Raw genomic sequence first — 19,744 nt, 5'->3', positions numbered from 1 at the left:
TAACGCAGAGATCCTGCTAAAGGGAGGTTCCATGAAACTGTCCCGATTCACGGCTTTTTCGTCCTCGCTCCTGCTCGGTGCCGTCCTCGCCCTCACCGGGGCGGGAACGGCCCAGGCCGCCGAGACCGCCGCGCTCGACTATGTGGCGCTCGGTGACTCGTACTCATCGGGTGTCGGCGCCGGGAGCTACGACAGCGCGAGCGGCAACTGCAAGCGCTCCACCAAGGCCTTCCCGGTGCTCTGGAAGAACGCGAACGCCCCCTCCTCCTTCGCGTTCACCGCTTGCTCGGGCGCCCGAACGGGTGATGTCACGGCCAATCAGCTCGGACCGCTCTCCACCGCCACCGACCTGGTCTCTCTCACCGTCGGCGGCAACGACGCCGGTTTCGCGGACGTCATGACCACCTGCGTCACCCAGTCCGAATCCGCCTGCATCAGCCGAATCAATCAGGCCAAGGCGTACGTGGACTCCACCCTGCCCGGCAAGCTCGACTCCGTCTACTCGGCCATCCGCAGCAAGGCCCCCAACGCCCGTGTCGTCGTGCTCGGCTACCCCCGCTTCTACAAGCTCGACGGCAGCTGCGTCGCCGGCCTGAGCGAGAACGAGCGGCGCGCCATCAACGACGCCTCCGACTACCTCAACGCGGCCACCGCCAAGCGCGCCGCCGACCACGGCTACACCTTCGCGAGCGTCGTCTCCGCCTTCACCGGCCACGAGATCTGCTCCGGCGCGGCGTGGCTGCACAGCGTCAACTGGCTCAACATCGGCGAGTCGTACCACCCCACCGCCGCCGGACAGTCCGGCGGCTACCTGCCGCCGTTCAACGCGGCGGACGGCGCGTAGCCGGGCCCCCGCCCGGGCCCGGGGAGACGGTCCCGTCCGACGGCGTCGCCGAAGACGGCGGGGTCGACGGCGGGGCCGTCTCCTCACAGGTCACCGAGAACGCCACCCAGTTGGACTGCCGGGCGACCGGCTCACGGGCCTCCAGCCGGATCCGGTCGCTCACGTCCGCGCCCGCCCCGTAGTCCGACTGCGTGCGCGGCACCTGCTGCTCGGTGGGCCCGCCCTCCGGGAACTCCAGCGTCTGCCACCCCTGGTCCGTGCCCTCACCGCTCTCCGTCACCCAGCGGTACGAGACGGTGGCCGGCGTCCGGTCCACCGTGACCGTCGCGGTGAACAAGGGCGCCTGCTCCTCCGAAGGCGGACAGGCGCCCTCGTAGCTCTCCCGCACCGCCCGGACGAACAGCAGCACCGACACCGGCGGAGTCGTCGTCGGGCTCGGCGAGGCGGTCGTCGCCGTCGCCGTCGTGGGCGGGGGAGTCGTGGGCCCCGTGGCCGTCGGCGCGCTCGTCGTGACCGGCGGCACGGTCGGCGTCCCGTCCGGGTCGGTGTCCCGCAGCGCCGCGTACGTCAGGGCGCCCGTTAGCAGCAGCAGCGCGGCGAGGGCGGCGAGCAGCCCGCCCCTCCTCCGGGACCGGGGCTCGGGCTCCGGCTCGGGCCCCGCCGCGGGCAGCGGAGCCGTCGCCCCGGAGCCGGCGGGCCCCGCGTAGCCTTCCTCCCAGGAGCCGACGGGCGGGGGCGCGTGGAGCGGGGCCGTCAGCGGCTCGGTGCGCGGAGTGCCGCCCGCTCCTACCAGCCGCAGCTCCTCCTCCGCCGTCTCCGCCGGAAGCCGCTGCTCCGGGTCCTTGCGCAACAGCCCCTCGATCACCGGCGCCAGCGGCCCCGCGTGCTCGGGCGGCGCGGGTTCCTCGTCCACCACCGTCCGCAGGGTGTCGAGCGCGGTCTCCCGGCGGAACGGCGAGACGCCCTCGACGGCGGCGTACAGAAGCACGCCGAGGGACCAGAGGTCGGCCGCGGGCCCCGGCGTGCGCCCCAGCGCACGTTCGGGCGCGAGGTACTCGGGCGAGCCGATGAGCTCGCCGGTCATGGTGAGCGGCGAGGTCCCCGCGACGGCCGCGATCCCGAAGTCGGTGAGCACCACCCGGCCGTCGTTGGACAGCAGGACGTTGGCCGGTTTCACGTCCCGGTGCAGCACCCCCGCCGCGTGCGCGGCCCGCAGCGCGGCGAGCACCTCGGCGCCCACGTGCGCCGCCCGCCGAGGCGGCAGCGGACCCTCCGCCTCCATCGTCTCGGCCAGCGTCAGACCGCGGACCAGCTCCATCACGATCCAGGGGCGGCCGTCGTCCAGGGCCACGTCGTAGACGGTGACGACGTTGCGGTGGGCGATCCGGGCGGCGGACCTGGCCTCCCGCTCCAGGCGGGCGTACAGCCGATCGCGGTCCTCGGTCGGGAGCCCGGCCGGCGCGCGGACCTCCTTGACCGCGACCTCCCGGCCCAGGAGCTCGTCCCGGGCGCGCCAGACGGTCCCCATACCGCCCTCGCCGAGCACGTCGAGAAGCCGGTAGCGACCCGCGATGAGCGTCATCACTCCACGGTAACCGAGCCCCGCCGATTTTGGTGGCGGAGATCACACCCGGTCGAAGGCCCGCTGGTGGCGGCCGTGCGTGCAGGATGGTTCGTGACGGTTCGACAGGTGTTCGATCGTTGTCCAACTCTCCCTGGAAGCAGACGGATTCGGACAGTGATCGTCAACCCCCGTACACCAGCGGTGAATCCTGCGGCCGGAATACACGGGTGTCGTAGCGGAGCGATAGGGTTAACCTGCCCGGGCCGGGTGCCCTCGTACGGGTGGGGAGTGACATGGAACAGATAACGATGCGCAGCAGGCCGCGTGTGCCTGCCATCACCTGCGGGAGCAGCGCGACCAGTTCGCGACTCGACCGCCATCTCGCGGTGCTCGGCGGTCCCGCCGTGCCCCAGCGCGAGGCGGCCGAGGCGACGCTGCTCATGCGGGAACTGACGACGCGTACGCGCGAGGTGCCGGTGCACGGTCACCGCAGCCGCAGCTCGCGGGTCTCGCTCTTCGCCCCGCTGCGCCGACTGCGCCGCTCGCTGTTCGGCAACCACGGCTGACGGGCCGTCCGGGGCGGGCATCCGCGTATCCCGACGCACCCCTCCCGCCCGCACCCGCTCGGCCCACGGCCCGCTCCTGACCGCACCGCCGGACGTGTCCCCGCCCGTCCGGCGCCTCTTCCTGTCCGGAGCGCCCCGGCCGCCCCGGTCGTCGGACCGTCCGGTGCGTCACCGGGGCGTCAGGTGCGTCAGTCGCGTCAGGTGCGGGCGTAGCGCCTGACGGCCACCGGAGCACACAGCGCGATCAGCGCCAGGGACCAGAGCAGCGCCCCGGCCACCGGGTGCGCCACCGGCCAGGCCGCGTCCGCCGGCACGGACGCGTTCCCGCACAGCTCGCGCACGGCGGTCGTCACCGCCGAGATCGGGTTCCACTCCGCGACCGTGCGCAGCCAGCCCGGCATCCCGTCGGTCGGGATGTACGCGTTGGAGAGCAGCGGCAGCATGAAGGTGGCGCTGCCCAGCTGGCCCGCCGCCTCCTCGCTGCGCGAGGCGAGCCCGAGCAGGATGCCCACCCAGGTCGCGGCGAAGCGGAACAGCAGCAGCAGTCCGACGGCGGCCAGCGCCTCCACGGCCGTGCCCTCGATCCGCCAGCCCATCGCGAGCCCGACGAGCAGCAGCGGGACCATGCCCGCCGTGCTGGTCACCAGATCGGCGAGGGCCTGCCCGAGCGGCACCGCCGCCCGGCTCACCGGCATCGTCCGCAGCCGGTCCGTCACCCCCCGGTGGGTGTCCTGGGCCGCCTGGAACATGCCCGTCATCACACCGTTCGCGGCTGTCGCCACCAGCATGCCCGGCACCAGATAGGCCCGGTAGTCGGCGCCCGGCATGGCGAGGGCGCCGCCGAAGACGTACCCGAAGAAGAGCAGGAAGACGATCGGCATGGTCTGCGTCATGACCGTGATCGCCGGGGCGTGCCGGATCCGCAGGAGATGCCGGCCCAGGATCGCGGTGCCGTCGTGGACGAGGGTGCTCATGCGGCGACCTCCGGGGCGGGGGCGGGACGGGGCGCGCGGCCGGTGAGGCGCAGGAACACCTCGTCGAGGGTGGGCGGCCGGAGAGAGGCGTCGACCAGGGGGATCCCGGCCGCGTCGACCTCCCGCACGATCCGGGGCAGGGTGAGCGTCGGGTCCGTGGTGACCGCGCCGACCGTGCGGTGCCCGGCGTCCAGGACCGGTGCGGAGCCGGTGAGCCGGTCGAGCACGGCGGCCGCCTCCTGGAGGAACGAGGCGTGGGCGACCACGACCTGGGCGTAGCTGCCGATCAGCGCCTTCAGTTCGGCCGGGGTACCTCGGTGGGCGGCCCGGCCCCCGTCGACGAGGACGACCTCGTCGGCGAGCCGATCGGCCTCCTCCAGATACTGCGTGGTCAGCAGCACGGTCGTGCCCTGGGACGCCAACCCCCGTACGACGTCCCAGATCTCGCCCCTGCTGTGCGGATCGAGCCCGGTGGTGGGTTCGTCCAGGAAGAGCACGCTCGGCCGGACGAGCAGGCTCGCGGCCAGGTCGAGGCGGCGGCGCATGCCGCCGGAGTAGGTGCGGGCGGGCCGGCCGGCGGCCTCGGTGAGCCCGAACCGCTCCAGGAGCTCGTCGGCGCGGGAGCGCGGGGCGCGCAGCAGCCGGGCGAAGAGCCGCAGGTTCTCGGCGCCGGTCAGGTCGCCGTCGACGGAGGCGTACTGCCCGGTGACCGCGATCCGCCGGCGCACCCCCGCCGGATCGCGCACCACGTCGCGGCCGGCGACCAGGGCGCTGCCGGAGTCGGGGGAGACGAGGGTGGTGAGCACCCGGACGGCGGTGGTCTTTCCGGCCCCGTTGGGGCCGAGGACACCGCAGACCGTGCCCTCGGGAACGGCGAGGTCGAGCCCGCGCAGCGCGTGGACCTCCCCGTACCGCTTCTGCAGACCCTCACTAAGTACAGCGTACGTAGTCGTCATGCGGCGACCCTAGCGCACTACGTACGGTGTACGTAACCAGGTGGTGTGCCGGGCCTCACTACGATGGGGACGACGAGGTGATGAGATGGCGGGCCGAGCGGCCGAACCCGAAGTGATCTGGGCGCGCCCCGAGCGCACGGGCCGCGGCCCGAAACCGGCCTACAGCCGGGGGGACATCACGGACGCGGCCGTCCGCATCGCCGACGCCGACGGCATCGACGCCGTCTCCATGCGCCGGATCGCCGCCGAACTCGGCTGCGGCACCATGTCGCTGTACAACTACGTGCCGCGCAAGGAGGACCTGTACGAGCTGATGGTCGACCGGGTCAGCGGCGAGTACGAGCTCGGCGGCGGGCCCAGCGGCGACTGGCGGGCCGACATGAGGGCCGTGGCCCGCGAGGCCCGGGAGATCCTGCGCCGCCACCCGTGGGTGATCCGGCTGATGACCACCGGCTACGCCTTCGGGCCCAACGCCCTGCGCTTCCTGGAGCACTGCCTGGAGTGCCTCGACGGGCTCGACCTGCCGGGCGGCACCAAGATGGAGCTCATCGCCACGGTCAACGGCACGGTGATGACCCTCGTGGCCAACGAACTCGCCCTCGCCGAACGGGCCCGCTCGCTGCCCTGGTCCGAGGAGCGCGAGCAGGCCGTACGCCAGGCCTATCTGGCGAGCCGCCTGGCCACCGGCGCCTATCCGCATCTGACGGCCGTCTTCACCGAGGCCGCCCCGCCGCCCGACGCGGAGGACGTCTTCGCGCGGACGGTCGACCGCGTCCTCGACTCCTTCGTGAAGAGCTGAGCTGCGCCCCGCTACAACAGCGCGAACTGCCCCTCCGGCCCCTCCTCCTGGTGGTCCAGTACGGACGCGGGCCGGCGGGCCCCGTCCGGCACCGGCAGCACCCCCGCCTCCCGCAGCGCGCTCCGGCCCAACCCGGCCGCTCCCGCGCGCGCCGCGAGCGCCGCGCACTCCGGCGCGCGACCGGCGAGCAGGGCCAGCACCGTGATCAGCTCCAGCAGCTCCGAGGTCCACTCCTGCGGCCAGGCGGCCGGCCCGATCGCCTCGAGCGTGCCCGGCTCGGCCGGGGCCGTCCGGTGCGCGAACCACTGCTCCAGCATCCGCGCGCCGCCCACCTCGAAGTCCCAGGCGCTCTCCGGCACGGGGGAGACGCGGCCCTCGCCCAGGCTCAGGACCTCCTCCTCCGCGTCGTACGCGAGCACCGCCGGCCGCGCCGGGATCGCCTCCCGCACATAGGGCCTGCGGCCACCGGGCAACCGGGGCCGCTCGCCGCCCCGGGCCCCGCGCAGCTGCACCGCCATGAGCTCCCGTCCCAGCGCCACGCCCTGCGCCCACACCGCCGGGTCCTCGGGCAGCGGCACCCGGCAGCCGGCGGGGGAGGGGAGTGCCGCCGCCACCGTCCAGGCCAGCACGTCCGGGGCGGCGACCTCGTGTCCGTACCGCGCGGTGAGCAGCGGCAGCAGCCCGGGCGCGAGGTTCGGCTCCCGGCCGCCGGGGCGGCGGAACAGCGGACGGATGCGGCCGGGGCGGCCGGCGGGGGAGCGGCCGTCGGGCAACACGGCCGTCACCAACAGCGCGGGACCGGCCGCGCCCGGCACGTACCCCTGCTCGACGGCGAAGAGCTGGTGGTCGTCGGCGACCCGCCACAGCTCGGGCCGGGCGGCGTCGATCAGCCGGTGGTCCGGCAGCAGCCACTGCTCGTCGAACGGCCCGTGCGCGAGCCGCACCGGCTCCGGACAGGGCCCGGTCTCCCGCGCGAGTCGCACGGTGCCGGTCCGCTGCCCGGGCAGCGCCGCCACCGAACTCGCGGGCGTCCGCGCCCGGCTCGCCCGGAACAGCGCCTCCCGCTCCGCCCCCTCCGCCGCCACCAGCCGGTCCCAGCGCGCCCTGAGCGTGCGCCGGTCCGGGGCCACGATCCAGGAGCGGCCCAGCCGCAGCGGCGCCACCGACCACGGCATGAGGTCGTCCAGCAGCGGCACGTCGTCCGTGGGTGCGTCCGGTCCAGGGGCTCGCGTCACGCCCCGCATGCTAACGAAGGGCGACCACGGGGTGTCTCGCTACTGGGCCTCCACCGTGACCGTGAAGGAGAAGCGGTCGCCGCGGTAGCGGATGCGGGCCACGTCGACGACCCGGCCGTCGTCGTCGTAGGTCACACCCGTGTAGTGCAGGATCGGAGACAGCAGCGGCACGTCGAGCAGGGCGGCCGTCTCCGGGTCGGCGAGGCGGGCCTCGACGGTGTCGGTGATGCGGCTGATGCGGACGCCGACCACGTCCCGCAGCACCTTCGTCATGGGCCAGCGCTCCAGGTCGGCCGGGTCGATGCCGGCGGCGACCTCGGGGAGCACCGCGTTCTCCGCCCAGTTGGTGGGCTCGCCGCTCTCGCCGTCGGCGCGCAGCCGGCGGAAGACGGCGACCTCCGCGGTGCCGGGGAAATACTCGGCGATCTCGCCGGGGACCGGCTCGGTGCCGTGGCCGAGCACGGTGGTCCGCTCGCCGGACTGCTGGGCCACGATCGCGTCGATCGAGCCGAGCAGCCGGCGCGGGGTGGAGCGCCGGGCGCCCGGCTCGATGAAGGTGCCGCGCCGCCGGTGCCTGCTGATCAGGCCCTCCTCCTCCAGCTCCTTGAGGGCCTGGCGCATGGTCAGCACGCTGACGCCGTAGTGCGCGGCGAGCTGCTCCTCGGTGGGCAGCCGCAGCGAGGCGTCGGGGGTGCGGCCCAGTATGGAGGCACGCAGCGACTGCGAGACCTGATACCAGAGCGGCAGCTTCCGGTTCAGGACCAGCGAGTCGGGAGCGAAGGCGGTCACGGCTCTCTCCAACGACGACTATGAGACACCCGGCCGGATGTCACGGCTGTTTACGGCCGGAAGTGGCGCTCAAGACCCTGCCATACGTCGTCGTAGCCGCGCTGCAGGTGGTCGGCGCCGGCCGCCTGGGCGGTGGCGGTGACCGGCCAGCGGGTCTCGAACATGAAGGCGAGGCCGTCGTCGATCTTCTGCGGCTTCAGCTCGGCGGCGCTGGCCTTGTCGAAGGTCTCCCGGTCGGGGCCGTGCGCGGACATCATGTTGTGCAGCGAGCCGCCGCCGGGCACGAAGCCCTCCGCCTTGGCGTCGTAGGCGCCCTCGATCAGGCCCATGTACTCGCTCATCACATTGCGGTGGAAGTACGGCGGCCGGAAGGTGTCCTCGCCGACCAGCCAGCGCGGGGCGAAGACGACGAAGTCGACGCCGGCGAGACCGGGGGTGTCCGAGGGCGAGGTCAGCACCGTGAAGATCGACGGGTCCGGGTGGTCGTAGGAGATCGTCCCGATGACGTTGAAGCGGCGCAGGTCGTAGACGTAAGGGGTGTGGTTGCCGTGCCAGGCGACGACGTCCAGCGGCGAGTGGCCGTAGGTCGCGGACCAGAGGTTGCCGCCGTACTTGTTGACCACCTCGACCGGGCCCTCGACGTCCTCGTACGCGGCGACCGGTGCCCGGAAGTCGCGGGCGTTGGCCAGACCGTTGGCGCCGATCGGGCCCAGGTCGGGCAGCTGGAACGGCGCCCCGTAGTTCTCGCAGACGTAACCGCGGGCGGTGGAGTCCAGGAGCTCGACGCGGAAGCGCACCCCGCGCGGGATCAGCGCGACCTCGCCCGGGCCGGCCGCGAGGTCGCCGAGCTCGGTGCGCAGCAGAAGGCCGCCGCGCTCGGGGACGATCAGCAGCTCGCCGTCGGCGTCGCTGAAGACCCGCTCCATGGACGCGTTCGCGTGGTAGAGGTGCACGGCCATGCCGGCCCGCTGGCCGGCGTCGCCGTTGCCGCCGAGGGTCCACAGGCCGGCCAGCCAGTCCGTGCCGGGGGCCGGCTCCGGCAGCGGGTTCCAGCGCAGCCGGTTCGGGTCGGGCACGGTCTCGGTGAAGGGCGCGCTGCGCAGGGCGCCGTTGTCGATCCGGGTGAAGGGGGGATGCGCGGCCGAGGGGCGGATCCGGTAGAGCCACGACCGCCGGTTGTGCGCCCGCGGCTCGGTGAAGGCGCTGCCGCTGAGCTGCTCCGCGTAGAGGCCGAGCGGCGCGCGCTGCGGCGAGTTCCGGCCCTCCGGGAGGGCCCCGGGGACGGCCTCGGAGCTGTGCTCGTTGCCGAAACCCGTGCTGTAGGTCAGCGCTTCGGCCGTCTTCCTCGCCTGTTCCGCGTTCATCGCCTGCTCCTGTCCTGACGCTCACAACAATCCTATGCATGACCGTAGGATTCCGCTCCCGCCCGCGTCAACGGGGCCGGGCCGGGGCTTTGCCGGGCTTTCTTGGACGGGGTGGGCGCACGGGGGGTTCCAAAACATGAACATTGCTCTACTCTCACGCGCATGTCATGGACCCGACGGTTCGTTCTCGCGCTCTCGGTCGTGCTCGCGGCGCTCGCCGCGGCCCTGTCCACCGCCCCCGCCGCCCAGGCGCACGAGGAGCGGCCCGTCACCTTCCCCGACGGCACGGGCAGCGTTCCCGTGCTGCGCACGGGGGAGCCCGACCTGCTCGTCTGCAAGGACGACCGGGCCGGCTTCGCCCGCCGGATCGCGGGCTTCCCGGCCGAGCTCAAGGCCCGCAACCTCGCCCTCCTCGACCGCTGCCTGCGCGGCGGCCACCGCCACCTCCAGCAGGCCGTCGACGCGGTCGACCGGCCCGGCATGACCATCGCGATCCTGCCCGGCCTCTACGAGGAGGAGCCCTCCCGGCCCGCGCCGACCGGCGCCTGCGCCTCGCTGAAGGCACCCACCTCGTCCTTCGGCTACCAGGTCCTCAGCTACGAGCAGCAGGAGCAGTGCCCCCACAACCAGAACCTGGTCGCGATCCTCGGCAAGAAGGACCTCCAGATCGAGGGCACCGGAGCCTCCCGCCTCGACGTCGTCATCGACGCCGGATACACCAAGCTCAACGCGATCCGCGCCGACCGCTCCGACGGCGTCTACTTCCGCAACCTCACCGCCCAGCGCACCACGTTCAACTCCCTCTACGTCCTCGCCGGCGACGGCTTCGTCATCGACGACGTCCTCACCCGCTGGAACGACGAGTACGGCTTCCTCACCTTCGCCTCCGACCACGGCCTGTACAAGAACTGCGAGTCCTACGGCAACGGCGACTCGGGCATCTACCCCGGCTCGGCCTCGAACATCAACGACGGCCGCGGCTACGACGTCCCCCGCTACTCCATCGAGATCACCGGCTGCCGCAGCCACCACAACATGGTCGGCTACAGCGGCACCGCCGGAGACTCCGTCCACGTCCACGACAACGAGTTCGACCACAACATGGGCGGCGCCTCCATGGACTCCGCCTTCCCCGGCCACCCCGGACTCCCGCAGAACCACGCCCGCTTCGAGCGGAACCTGATCCACGACAACAACCAGGACTACTACCGGCACGTCGCCGACGGCACCTGCGCCAGGCCGCCCGCCGAGCGCGGCTACGAACAGGGCGTCGTCTGCCCGCAGATCTCCATGCCGCCCGGCACCGGCATCATCACCGCCGGCGGCAACTGGAACCTCTACGAGGACAACTGGATCTACGGCCACCGCCGCGCCGCCTTCTTCCTCAGCGCCGTCCCCGCCTTCATCCGCGGCGAGTCGGCGTGGGGCAAGCAGACCGACACCTCCCACCACAACCGCTACGCCGGGAACCACCTCGGCGTCGACCGCTCAGGCGCCTCCCGCCCCAACCGCACCGCCGTGTGGTGGGACGGCCAGGGCAGCGGCAACTGCTGGCAGTCCGACTCCGGCGCCACCACCCCCTACGCCCTGCCCGACTGCGGCGCGCGCCGCGGCGAGGTCTCCGGCGACACCCGCCGCCTCGTCGGCGAGCCCGCCAAACTCGCCCACCTCCTCGTCTGCGCCGACTACGACGTCCAGGCCCGCCGCCTGCCCGCGGGCTGCGACTGGTACGGCGCGCGCGGCATCCAGCGCGTCGAGACCCAGCTCGCCCTGGGCGCCGCGGCCGTTCTCGCCCTCGTCGGCACCGTCCTGTGGCGGCGCCGGCTGCGCGGCAGCCGCCTCGCCGCCGTGGCGACCGCGGCGGGTCTCGCCGGCCTTGCCCTCGACGTCGCCGGCTCGACCCTCGCCCTCACCCCGACCCTCGTCCCGGCCCTGGCGCTGCTGCTCACCGGCCTGTGGTGGACCGCCCTCGGCGTGGCCCTGCGCGCCGCGCGCCCCCGCCGGCCGGCCTTCGCGTGGACGACCCTCGTCCTCGGCGCCCTCACCCTCCTCGACGCCTTCGACAAGGCGGTCCTCATGATCCCCTGGATCCCGCTGAGCCCGGCCTGGACCCGCGCCCTGCTCGCCGTCGCCTGGGTCCTGTGGGCGGTGATCGTCTCGGGCGCCCGCCGCCCCGAACCCGACGGCGGCGAAGTCGGGCCCGGTGGCGGCGAAGTCGGGCCCGGTGGCGGTGAGGTCGGGCCCGGTGGCGGTGAGGTCGGGCCCGGTGGCGGTGAGGTCGGGCCCGGTGGAGGAGAAGCCGGTGACGCCGGCCCGACGCCCGCCCCCGCCCCGGCCCCCACGGGCGGCGCCGCGTGAACCGGCGCCCCCCGCCCCGCGCGGTCGTCGCGCTCCTCGTCCTGGTCCTGGGTGCCGTGACGGCCACCGGCTGCGGCGGGCGACCGACCACCCACCACAAGCCCGGCACCGGCCACCAGGAGGCCACCGGCGGCAACGGCACCCTGCTGACCACCCAGGACGGCTCCGGGCACCGGCTGCGGGAGGTGCCCGCCGCCGGGGCGCCGACCGTGCGGATCGAGGCCCGCCCCGACAGCGAGGGCGGCTGGAACGTCCACCTGGTGGTGGAGAGGTTCCGCTTCACCCCCGACAGCACCGGCGGCGCCGCCCTCCCCGGCCGGGGCCACGCCCGCCTCCACCTCGACGGCCGCGAGACCGCCCGTGCCTACGCCCCCTGGGCGCACGTCCCGGCCGGCGCACGCACCCTCACCGTCCGGCTCCACGCCGACGACCACACCGCCTGGGCCGTCGCCGGCCGTCCCGTCGAGGCCACGATCCGCCTCGGGGCCCCCGCGGCCGCCACCGGAGCTCCCACCGAGCCGACCGGCCGCACCCTCACGATCACCATCCGCGGACACTCCGTACAACCACCCCCCTCCCGGGTCGAACTGAAGAAGGGCGAACGTCTCACCCTCCAGGTCACCGCCGACCGCGCCGACACCCTCCACGTCCACGGCTACGACCGTGAGGCGGCCCTGTCTCCCGGCCGAGCGGCCACCCTCACCCTCACCGCCGACCGCACCGGCCTCTTCGACGTCGAGACCCACGGGTCCGGACTCGTGCTGACCCAACTCGTCGTCCGATGACCGGCCTCGGCGACCACTCGCCGGCGCTGACCCTCGCCCACGGCGTCGGCGCCCAGCACGACCTGCCCCTCTCGCCCTTCTACGCCTACGCCGGCGCCTTCGCCGCGCTCTTCGTCTCCTTCCTCTCCCTCGGCCTGCTCTGGTCCACCTCCCGCTTCCGCGGCGACCGGGCAGGCCGCCCCCTGCCCGCCGCCCTCCAGCGCCTCGCCGACGCCCCGGTCACCCGCGCCGCCCTCCGGCTGCTCGGCGCCGCCGCCGGGACCGCCCTCGTCCTGCACCTCCTCCTCGGCCCCGACGACCCCGACCGCAACCCCGCCCCCGGCGCCGTCTACGTGCTGCTCTGGGTCGGCCTCGTCCCCGCCTCCCTCCTCCTCGGTCCCGTCTGGCGGCTCCTCAACCCCCTGCGCACCCTGCACGCCCTGCTCCCCGCCCGGCGCCCGCCCCGCCCGGTCCCCGCCCGGCTCGGCACCCGGCCCGCCGCCGCCGGACTCCTCCTCTTCACCTGGCTCGAACTCGCCGCCCCCGCCCACACCACCACCCCCGTCCTCCTGACCGCCCTCGCCGTCCACGCCACGGTCCAACTCCTCGGCGCCGCCCGCCACGGGGCCGCCTGGTTCGACCAGGCCGACCCCTTCGAGGTCTACTCCTCCCTCCTCGCCCGGCTCTCCCCGCTCGGCCGCCGCGCCGACGGCCGCCTCGTCGTGCGCTCCCCCTTCGACGGTCTCGACGCCACCCCGCCCCGGCCCGGCCTCGTCGCCACCGTCTGCGTCCTGCTCGGCTCCACCGCGTACGACGGACTCTCCGACCACCCCCGCTGGCTCACCACCCTCCAGACCTCACCCCTCGGCCGCACCGCCACCGCCACGCTCGGCCTGCTCACCGCCGTCGCCCTCGTCGCCGCGCTCTACGGCCTGTGCGCCGGCGCCCTGCGCCTGCTCGACCGCGAACTCACCACCCCGCTCGCCTCCTTCGCCCACTCCCTCCTCCCCATCGCCCTCGGCTATCTCGTCGCCCACTACTTCACACTCCTCGTGACCGAAGGACCACGCACCGTCATCATGGCAGTGGGCACTGACAACGCCCCCTCACCCGCCCCACCACTGAGCCCCGGCGCGCTCGCCACCCTCCAGGTCACGGCCGTCGTCACCGGCCACGTCCTCGGCGTCATCGCCGCGCACGACCGCTCCGTCCGCCTCTTCCCGCCCGACCGTGCCGTCGCCGGTCAACTCCCGCTGTTCGCGCTGATGCTCGCGTACACCCTCGGCGGCATCGGCCTGCTGATCGCCTGACGTCCACCGGAACGGCATGATGGTTCCCGTGCCCCAGCCCACCCCGAAGCCCTCGCCCGCCGCGGGTCAGGCCCCGCTGCTCCGCCGCGCACCCGTCCAGCAGCGCAGCGCCGCACGCCTCGCCCGTATCCTCGACGCCTGCGCCGAACTCCTCGACGAGACCGGATACGAGCAGCTGAGCACCCGCGCCGTCGCCGCCCGCGCCGGAGTCCCCATCGGCTCCGTCTACCGCTTCTTCGGCAACAAGCGGGCCATGGCCGCCGCCCTCGCCCACCGCAACCTCGACAGCTACGCCGCCCGCATCACCGCCGGGCTCGCCGCGCTCCCGGCCGTCGACGCCCCCGGCGCCATCGACACCGTCCTCGACGCGTACATCGCCATGAAGCGGACCGTGCCCGGCTTCGCCCTCGTCGACTTCGGCATCCCCGCCCAGGCCCCGCCCCCGGGCGAGACCGGCGACGAGGACCCCAACCGCCGGGTCGCCGAGCGCATCTGCGGCCTGCTCGCCGCACCCCTCGACCGCCCCGCCGACGAGACCCTGCTCCGCAAGGTCCTCGTCTGCGTCGAGGCCACCGACGCCCTCCTCCGCCTCGCCTTCCGCGCCGACCCGGCCGGCGACCCCGCGCTCATCGCCGAGACCCGCGCCCTCCTCCACGCCTACCTCGCGCCCTCCCTCGGGTAAGGGCTCCCGTCCGAAGCCTTGAAGCCCTTGCCCCTGGCCCACCTCCCTACCGGTCGGTATGCTCGCGCTTGCCCGCGCGCCATCGCCGCCGCCCCTGGGAGACCGCATGTCCTCCGCCCCGTCCACCGCCCCGCGCATCTGCCCCCTGTGCGAAGCGACCTGCGGACTGACCCTCACCGTCGACGACGGCCGGGTCACCGCCGCCCGGGGCGACCGGGACGACGTCTTCAGCCGGGGCTTCATCTGCCCCAAGGGCGCCGCCTTCCCCGAGATCGACGCCGACCCCGACCGGCTCACCGGCCCCCTCGTCCGCGAGAACGGCGTCCTGCGCGAGGCGACCTGGGAGGAGGCCTTCGACCGGATAGCCGCCCGCGTCCGCCCGCTGATCGAGGAGCACGGCCCGAACGCCGTCGGCGTCGTCCTCGGCAACCCGAACGTCCACACCGTCGCCGGCGCCCTCTACCCGCCGCTGCTCATCGGCGCCCTGGGCACCCGCAACCTCTTCACCGCCTCCACGGTCGACCAGATGCCCAAGCACGTCTCCAGCGGGCTGCTCTTCGGCGACGCCTTCGCCATCCCGGTGCCCGACCTCGACCGCACCGACCACCTGCTGATGCTCGGCGCCAACCCGCTGGAATCCAACGGCAGTCTGTGCACCGCCCCCGACTTCCCCGGCCGCCTCAAGGCGCTGCGCCGGCGCGGCGGAACCCTCACCGTCGTCGATCCGCGCCGCACCCGCACCGCCCGGCTCGCCGACCGCCACCTCGCCCTGCGGCCCGGCACCGACGCCCTCTTCCTCGCCGCGCTCGTCCACACCCTCTTCCAGGAGGACCTGACCGACCTCGGCCCCCTCGCCGCCCATGTCGAAGGGGTCGGCGAAGTCCGCGAGGCGGTAAGGGAGTTCAGCCCGGAGGCGGTCGCCGCCGACTGCGACCTGGACGCCGAGGCCATCCGTGCCACCGCCCGCGAACTGGCCGCCGCCCCCACCGCCGCCGTCTACGGACGCATGGGCTCCTCCACCGTCGCGTACGGCACCCTCGGCAACTGGCTCGTCGACGTCCTCAACGTCCTCACCGGCAACCTCGACCGGCCCGGCGGTGCCCTCTTCCCGCTCTCCGCGACCGCCCCCGCGCCCCGCCCGGCCGGCCCCGGCAAGGGCTTCGCGCTCGGCCGCTGGACCAGCCGCGTCTCCGGCCACCCCGAGGCCAAGGGCGAACTCCCGCTCGCCGCCCTCGCCGAGGAGATCGACACCCCGGGGGAGGGCCGCATCCGGGCCGTCGTCACCATCGCCGCCAACCCCGTCCTGTCCGCCCCCGACGGGCGGCGCCTCGACGCGGCCCTGGGCTCCCTCGACTTCATGGTCGCCGTCGACCCGTACCTCAACGAGACCACCCGGCACGCCCACGTCGTCCTGCCTCCGCCGCCGCCCTCGCAGAGCGCCCACTTCGACTTCGCCTTCAACGGCTTCGCCGTCCGCAACCAGGTGCGCCACACCCCCGCCGCCGTGCCCCTGGAGCCCGGCCGCATGGACGAGTGCGAGATCCACGCCCGCCTCGTCCTCGCCGTCTCCGGCATGCACGGCGCCCCGCCCTCGGCCGTCGACGAGCTCGCCGTCGACACCACCCTCGCCAAGGCCGTGACCCAGGAGCACTCGCCCCTCTACGGCGAGGATCCCCGGGCCGTCGCCGCGCGCCTCACCGGCACCACCGGGCCGGAGCGGCGCCTGGACCTGATGCTGCGCCTCGGACCGTACGCACGCTCCCACGGGCTCACCCTCGACGCCCTGCGCGCGGCCCCGCACGGCATCGACCTCGGCCCGCTCCGGCCGCGCCTGCCCGGCCTGCTCAAGACCCGCAGCGGCCGGATCGAGCTGCTGCCCGCGCCGATCGCCGCCGACCTGCCCCGACTGCGTGCCGCGCTCGGCTCCCTGGCCGACCCGGGCACCCTCCGGCTCGTCGGGCGGCGCCATCTGCGCTCCAACAACAGCTGGCTGCACAACATCCCCGCCCTCGGCGGCGGCTCCAACCGCTGCACCCTCCAGGTCCACCCCGAGGACGCGGCCCGGCTCGGTCTCGAGGCCGGGGCCGCAGCCCGGATCAAGGGGGAGGGCGGCGAGCTGGAGGCCGAGGTGGAGATCACCGACACCGTGCGGCCGGGTGTCGTGAGCCTCCCGCACGGCTGGGGCCACGACCGCCCCGGCACCCGGCTCGGGGTCGCCTCCGGCCGGCCCGGGGTCAACGTGAACCAGCTGCTCGACGGCTCGCTGCTCGACCCCCTGTCGGGCACCGCCGTCCTCAACGGCTTCCCCGTCCACGTAACACCGGCCCTGTGACCTGGGGTTTTGCTCGTATTGCTCACGCGTCAACATCTTGTTAACGCCGGAAGGGGCCACCTACCGTCATCCGGACCGCCGCTCTGGCGGGAGTTCAAGGGTGAACGTGAGGTGTCCTCCCATGCTGACCATCCTCGGCTTCGCCATGATCGCGACCTTCCTGGTCCTGATCATGATGAAGAAGATGTCGCCGATCGCGGCGCTCGTGCTCATTCCCGCGCTGTTCTGCGTCGCCGTCGGACAAGGGGCCCAGCTGGGCGACTACGTCATCGAGGGCGTCGGCAAGCTGGCGCCCACGGCCGCGATGCTGATGTTCGCGATCGTCTACTTCGGCGTGATGATCGACGTCGGCCTGTTCGACCCGATCGTCCGGGGCATCCTGCGCTTCTGCAAGGCCGACCCCGTGCGTGTCGTGGTCGGTACGGCGGTGCTCGCCGCGATCGTCTCGCTGGACGGCGACGGCTCGACCACCTTCATGATCACGGTCTCGGCGATGTACCCGCTCTACAAGCGGCTCGGCATGAGCCTGGTCGTCATGACCGGTGTCGCCGCCATGGCCAACGGCGTCATGAACACCCTGCCCTGGGGCGGCCCCACCGCCCGCGCCGCGACCGCGCTCAAGCTGGACGCGGGAGACGTCTTCGTGCCGATGATCCCGGCGCTCGGCGTGGGTCTGCTCTTCGTCTTCGCCCTCGCGTACGTCCTCGGGCGCCGTGAGCGCCGGCGCATCGGCTATCTCAGCCTGGACGAGGCGCTGGCGCCGCAGGCGGGGGCGCGGGCGGAGACGGTCCTGGTCAAGGCCGGCGGCGGGACCGGTGCGGGCTCCCGTACGGGCTCCGCCCCCGCCCCCGGTGCAGGCGGCGCGGACGCCGGTGACGGGCCGGCCGAGGGCGCGCCGGTCGAGGAGGACGGCTTCCAGGGCCTCGACCCCAACCGGGCGACCCTGCGGCCCAGGCTGTACTGGTTCAACGCCGGCCTCACCGTCGCCCTGCTCACCGCGATGATCCTCGAGCTGCTGCCGATCCCGGTGCTGTTCCTGCTCGGCGCCGCGCTCGCGCTCACCGTCAACTTCCCGCAGATGGCCGACCAGAAGGCCCGTATCGCCGCCCACGCCGACAACGTCCTCAACGTCGCCGGCATGGTCTTCGCCGCCGCGGTCTTCACCGGCGTGCTCACCGGCACCGGCATGGTCAAGCACATGGCCGACTGGCTCGTCGGCGCCATTCCCGAGGGCATGGGCCCGCACATGGCCCTGGTCACCGGTGTGCTGAGCCTGCCGCTCACCTACTTCATGTCGAACGACGGCTTCTACTTCGGCGTCCTGCCGGTCCTCGCCGAGGCGGGCGCGGCGCACGGCGTGTCGCCGCTGGAGATCGCCCGCGCCTCGCTCGTCGGTCAGGCCCTGCACATGTCGAGCCCGCTGGTCCCGGCGGTGTACGTGCTGGTCGGCATGGCGAAGGTCGAGTTCGGCGACCACACCCGCTTCGTGGTGAAGTGGGCGGCTCTGACGTCGCTGGTGGTGCTGGGGGCCGGGATCCTCTTCGGGATCATCTGATTCGGGATCCGAAGCCCCGTCCGCCCGCCCCGGTCGCTCTCCGCGACCGGGGCTTGCGGCTGTCCGGGGGATTCGAGGCGTTGTACGGCGTTGCGAGCGCACTGGGTAGCGACTTCGTAACAGATAGTCAGATTATCGGCTGATCTGTCCGACGTCTCGTGACTGGAGGAACCCCCGCATGACCGCTCTGGCTGTCCGCCCTCTGCTCTCCACCGCCGCCGCCTTGGTCCTCGGCGGCGTCGCACTGGCGGGTGCGCCCGCCGCCTACGCCGCGCCCGGTGACAACGGCGACGTCAAGATCCACGACTCCCAGACCGGGGAGGAGATCAACGCCAACAACCCCAAGGTCTGCCGGTTCACTCTCGCGGCCTTCAACTTCGACACGGCGCAGCGGGTCAACTGGGTGATCTCCCCGCAGCCCGCGGTCAACGGCTCGGCGGCGGCGGGTGAGATCATCCTCGACGACGGCGCGGGCGCCACCGGCCTGGTCCAGAAGATCCCCGACGGTCAGTACAAGCTCTTCTGGACCTTCGACGGCCAGCAGAGCAACGCGGCCAAGCACAAGGTCTTCAAGGTCGACTGCCCCGAGAACGGCAACGGCGGGCCCGGTGGTGGGAACGGCAGGCCGCCGCACGGTCCCGTCGGTGCGGGCGGCGGCGGAGTGGCGGAGACCATCGCCGCCGAGGACAGCTCCGCGTTCGGTGTCGGATCGGCCCTCGCCGCGGGTCTCGCGGGCACCGCGGGTCTGATCCTCGTCCGCCGTTCGCGCCGCCGCCGCACCGATGGCGCCGCGTAGGTCCCTGCCCCCGCGCGGAACGGCCCCCACCGGCCGGGCCCCCGTCTCGCTCCCGGCCTCCTCGCCGGACGAGCGGAGCCCGTACCGGACCCACCCGCGCGGGCCCGGCCGCCCGCGCGGACGCACCACCCGCCGGCAGCGCCGGCTCCTCCGGCTCGCCAGAACCGTCGTGGTGACCGTGTCCCTGGTCGCCGGCGGCGTCTGGTGGGCCCAGGGCGAGGAGCCGGCGGGCCCCGCGCTCGCCGCCGGGCCCGCCGCACACGGCGTGTCGGCCCCGGCCGGGACCGGAACCGGGGGCGCCTCGGGTCGCGCGGCCCGGGCGGCCGCCGAGCCGCCGCCCCCGCCGGCGCCCCTGGGCCGGTCCCGGCCCACCGCCCTCGCCGTCCCCGCCATCACCATCGAGGCCCCCGTGCTCGGACTCGGCCTCGACGCCTCCGGGCGACTCGCCACGCCGCCCGTCGACAACCCCCGGATCGTCGGCTGGTACGCGAACGGCGTGTCGCCCGGAGAGCGCGGCACCGCCGTCGTCGTCGGCCACCGCGACACCCGCACCGGACCGGCGATCTTCATCAACCTCAACTCGCTCTCGCCGGGCAACACGGTCCGGATCGCCCGCGCCGACGGCCGCGTCGCCGTCTTCACGGTCGACCGGGTGCGGACGTACGCCAAGTCGGCCTTCCCCGACAAGGAGGTGTACGGCGCCACGAACCGGCCCGAACTGCGCCTGCTCACCTGCGGCGGAAGCTTCGACCCCAAGGAGGGCTACGCCTCCAACATCGTGGTCTTCGCCCATCTCACGGGCGTCGAACGGGAGATCTGACCCGGCCCCGGCGGACCACGCCCCTCGCGCGCCCGC

17 protein-coding genes are annotated in these 19,744 nt (G+C 73.9%); 11 read left to right on the top strand and 6 right to left on the bottom strand.

Annotation, left to right across the window (positions count from 1 at the left end; all coding sequences use genetic code 11):
* Nucleotides 1-31 precede the first annotated feature (31 nt).
* On the top strand, nt 32-844 hold the full coding sequence (locus tag ACFY7C_RS32965) for an SGNH/GDSL hydrolase family protein (protein WP_389657899.1): 813 nt from the start codon (nt 32-34) through the stop codon (nt 842-844).
* On the opposite strand, the gene ACFY7C_RS32960 is transcribed toward ACFY7C_RS32965, so the two are convergent.
* Entirely contained in the window at nt 822-2,426 is a 1,605-nt protein-coding gene (locus tag ACFY7C_RS32960; protein ID WP_389657896.1) for a serine/threonine-protein kinase, read from the bottom strand. The genes ACFY7C_RS32965 and ACFY7C_RS32960 overlap by 23 nt on opposite strands.
* A 275-nt stretch (nt 2,427-2,701) precedes the next feature.
* Between ACFY7C_RS32960 and ACFY7C_RS32955 the strand changes: the two genes are divergently transcribed.
* Nucleotides 2,702-2,974 (top strand): hypothetical protein, encoded by a 273-nt coding sequence (locus tag ACFY7C_RS32955; protein ID WP_345489897.1) that lies wholly within the window; start codon nt 2,702-2,704, stop codon nt 2,972-2,974.
* 197 nt (nt 2,975-3,171) lie between these two features.
* On the opposite strand, the gene ACFY7C_RS32950 is transcribed toward ACFY7C_RS32955, so the two are convergent.
* Both ACFY7C_RS32950 and ACFY7C_RS32945 read right to left on the bottom strand, forming a co-directional pair.
* Nucleotides 3,172-3,948 carry an ABC transporter permease gene (locus ACFY7C_RS32950; protein WP_389657893.1) on the bottom strand — a complete coding sequence of 259 codons (777 nt, stop codon included), beginning with the start codon at nt 3,946-3,948 and terminating at the stop codon, nt 3,172-3,174.
* Complete coding sequence (locus ACFY7C_RS32945; RefSeq protein WP_389657890.1) at nt 3,945-4,904, bottom strand: ATP-binding cassette domain-containing protein; 960 nt, start codon at nt 4,902-4,904, stop codon at nt 3,945-3,947. Before ACFY7C_RS32945 ends, ACFY7C_RS32950 begins: the two co-directional genes overlap by 4 nt.
* An 85-nt stretch (nt 4,905-4,989) precedes the next feature.
* On the opposite strand from ACFY7C_RS32945, the gene ACFY7C_RS32940 reads away from it, so the two are divergent.
* Nucleotides 4,990-5,703 carry a TetR/AcrR family transcriptional regulator gene (locus ACFY7C_RS32940; protein WP_389657887.1) on the top strand — a complete coding sequence of 238 codons (714 nt, stop codon included), beginning with the start codon at nt 4,990-4,992 and terminating at the stop codon, nt 5,701-5,703.
* Nucleotides 5,704-5,714: 11 nt separating this feature from the next.
* Here ACFY7C_RS32940 and ACFY7C_RS32935 read toward each other — a convergent pair whose 3' ends face one another.
* The 3 genes from ACFY7C_RS32935 to hmgA are packed head-to-tail and all read right to left on the bottom strand — an operon-like array spanning nt 5,715 to nt 9,091.
* On the bottom strand, nt 5,715-6,947 hold the full coding sequence (locus ACFY7C_RS32935) for a type ISP restriction/modification enzyme (RefSeq protein ID WP_389657884.1): 1,233 nt from the start codon (nt 6,945-6,947) through the stop codon (nt 5,715-5,717).
* 30 nt (nt 6,948-6,977) lie between these two features.
* The gene (locus ACFY7C_RS32930) at nt 6,978-7,727 is read right to left on the bottom strand and encodes a GntR family transcriptional regulator (RefSeq protein WP_389657881.1); all 750 of its coding nucleotides are present in this window, start codon (nt 7,725-7,727) and stop codon (nt 6,978-6,980) included.
* 50 nt (nt 7,728-7,777) lie between these two features.
* Nucleotides 7,778-9,091 (bottom strand): homogentisate 1,2-dioxygenase, encoded by a 1,314-nt coding sequence (hmgA, locus tag ACFY7C_RS32925; protein WP_389657878.1) that lies wholly within the window; start codon nt 9,089-9,091, stop codon nt 7,778-7,780.
* 162 nt (nt 9,092-9,253) lie between these two features.
* Here hmgA and ACFY7C_RS32920 point away from each other — a divergent pair, with 162 nt between their 5' ends.
* From ACFY7C_RS32920 to ACFY7C_RS32885, 8 genes are all read left to right on the top strand, one after another.
* Nucleotides 9,254-11,449: a right-handed parallel beta-helix repeat-containing protein gene (locus tag ACFY7C_RS32920; RefSeq protein ID WP_389657876.1), complete on the top strand. Its 2,196-nt coding sequence runs from the start codon at nt 9,254-9,256 to the stop codon at nt 11,447-11,449.
* Nucleotides 11,446-12,234, top strand: coding sequence for a hypothetical protein (locus tag ACFY7C_RS32915; RefSeq protein WP_389657873.1), 789 nt, complete (start codon nt 11,446-11,448; stop codon nt 12,232-12,234). The genes ACFY7C_RS32920 and ACFY7C_RS32915 overlap by 4 nt, the downstream gene beginning before the upstream one ends.
* The gene (locus tag ACFY7C_RS32910; protein WP_389657870.1) at nt 12,231-13,523 is read left to right on the top strand and encodes a hypothetical protein; all 1,293 of its coding nucleotides are present in this window, start codon (nt 12,231-12,233) and stop codon (nt 13,521-13,523) included. Before ACFY7C_RS32915 ends, ACFY7C_RS32910 begins: the two co-directional genes overlap by 4 nt.
* Before the next feature lie 19 nt (nt 13,524-13,542).
* Entirely contained in the window at nt 13,543-14,205 is a 663-nt protein-coding gene (locus tag ACFY7C_RS32905; protein WP_389658156.1) for a TetR family transcriptional regulator, read from the top strand.
* 106 nt (nt 14,206-14,311) lie between these two features.
* On the top strand, nt 14,312-16,537 hold the full coding sequence (locus tag ACFY7C_RS32900) for a molybdopterin-dependent oxidoreductase (RefSeq protein ID WP_389657867.1): 2,226 nt from the start codon (nt 14,312-14,314) through the stop codon (nt 16,535-16,537).
* Between the two features lie 121 nt (nt 16,538-16,658).
* The gene (locus tag ACFY7C_RS32895; RefSeq protein ID WP_389657864.1) at nt 16,659-18,092 is read left to right on the top strand and encodes a CitMHS family transporter; all 1,434 of its coding nucleotides are present in this window, start codon (nt 16,659-16,661) and stop codon (nt 18,090-18,092) included.
* A gap of 178 nt (nt 18,093-18,270) precedes the next feature.
* Nucleotides 18,271-18,888: a hypothetical protein gene (locus ACFY7C_RS32890; protein ID WP_389657861.1), complete on the top strand. Its 618-nt coding sequence runs from the start codon at nt 18,271-18,273 to the stop codon at nt 18,886-18,888.
* Complete coding sequence (locus tag ACFY7C_RS32885) at nt 18,875-19,708, top strand: class F sortase (RefSeq protein WP_389657858.1); 834 nt, start codon at nt 18,875-18,877, stop codon at nt 19,706-19,708. The genes ACFY7C_RS32890 and ACFY7C_RS32885 overlap by 14 nt, the downstream gene beginning before the upstream one ends.
* The last annotated feature ends 36 nt before the right edge of the window (nt 19,709-19,744 follow it).

The organism is Streptomyces sp. NPDC012769, assembly GCF_042901205.1.
Classification (GTDB): Bacteria; Actinomycetota; Actinomycetes; order Streptomycetales; family Streptomycetaceae; genus Streptomyces.
This window is presented reverse-complemented; position numbering and strand designations above follow the sequence as displayed.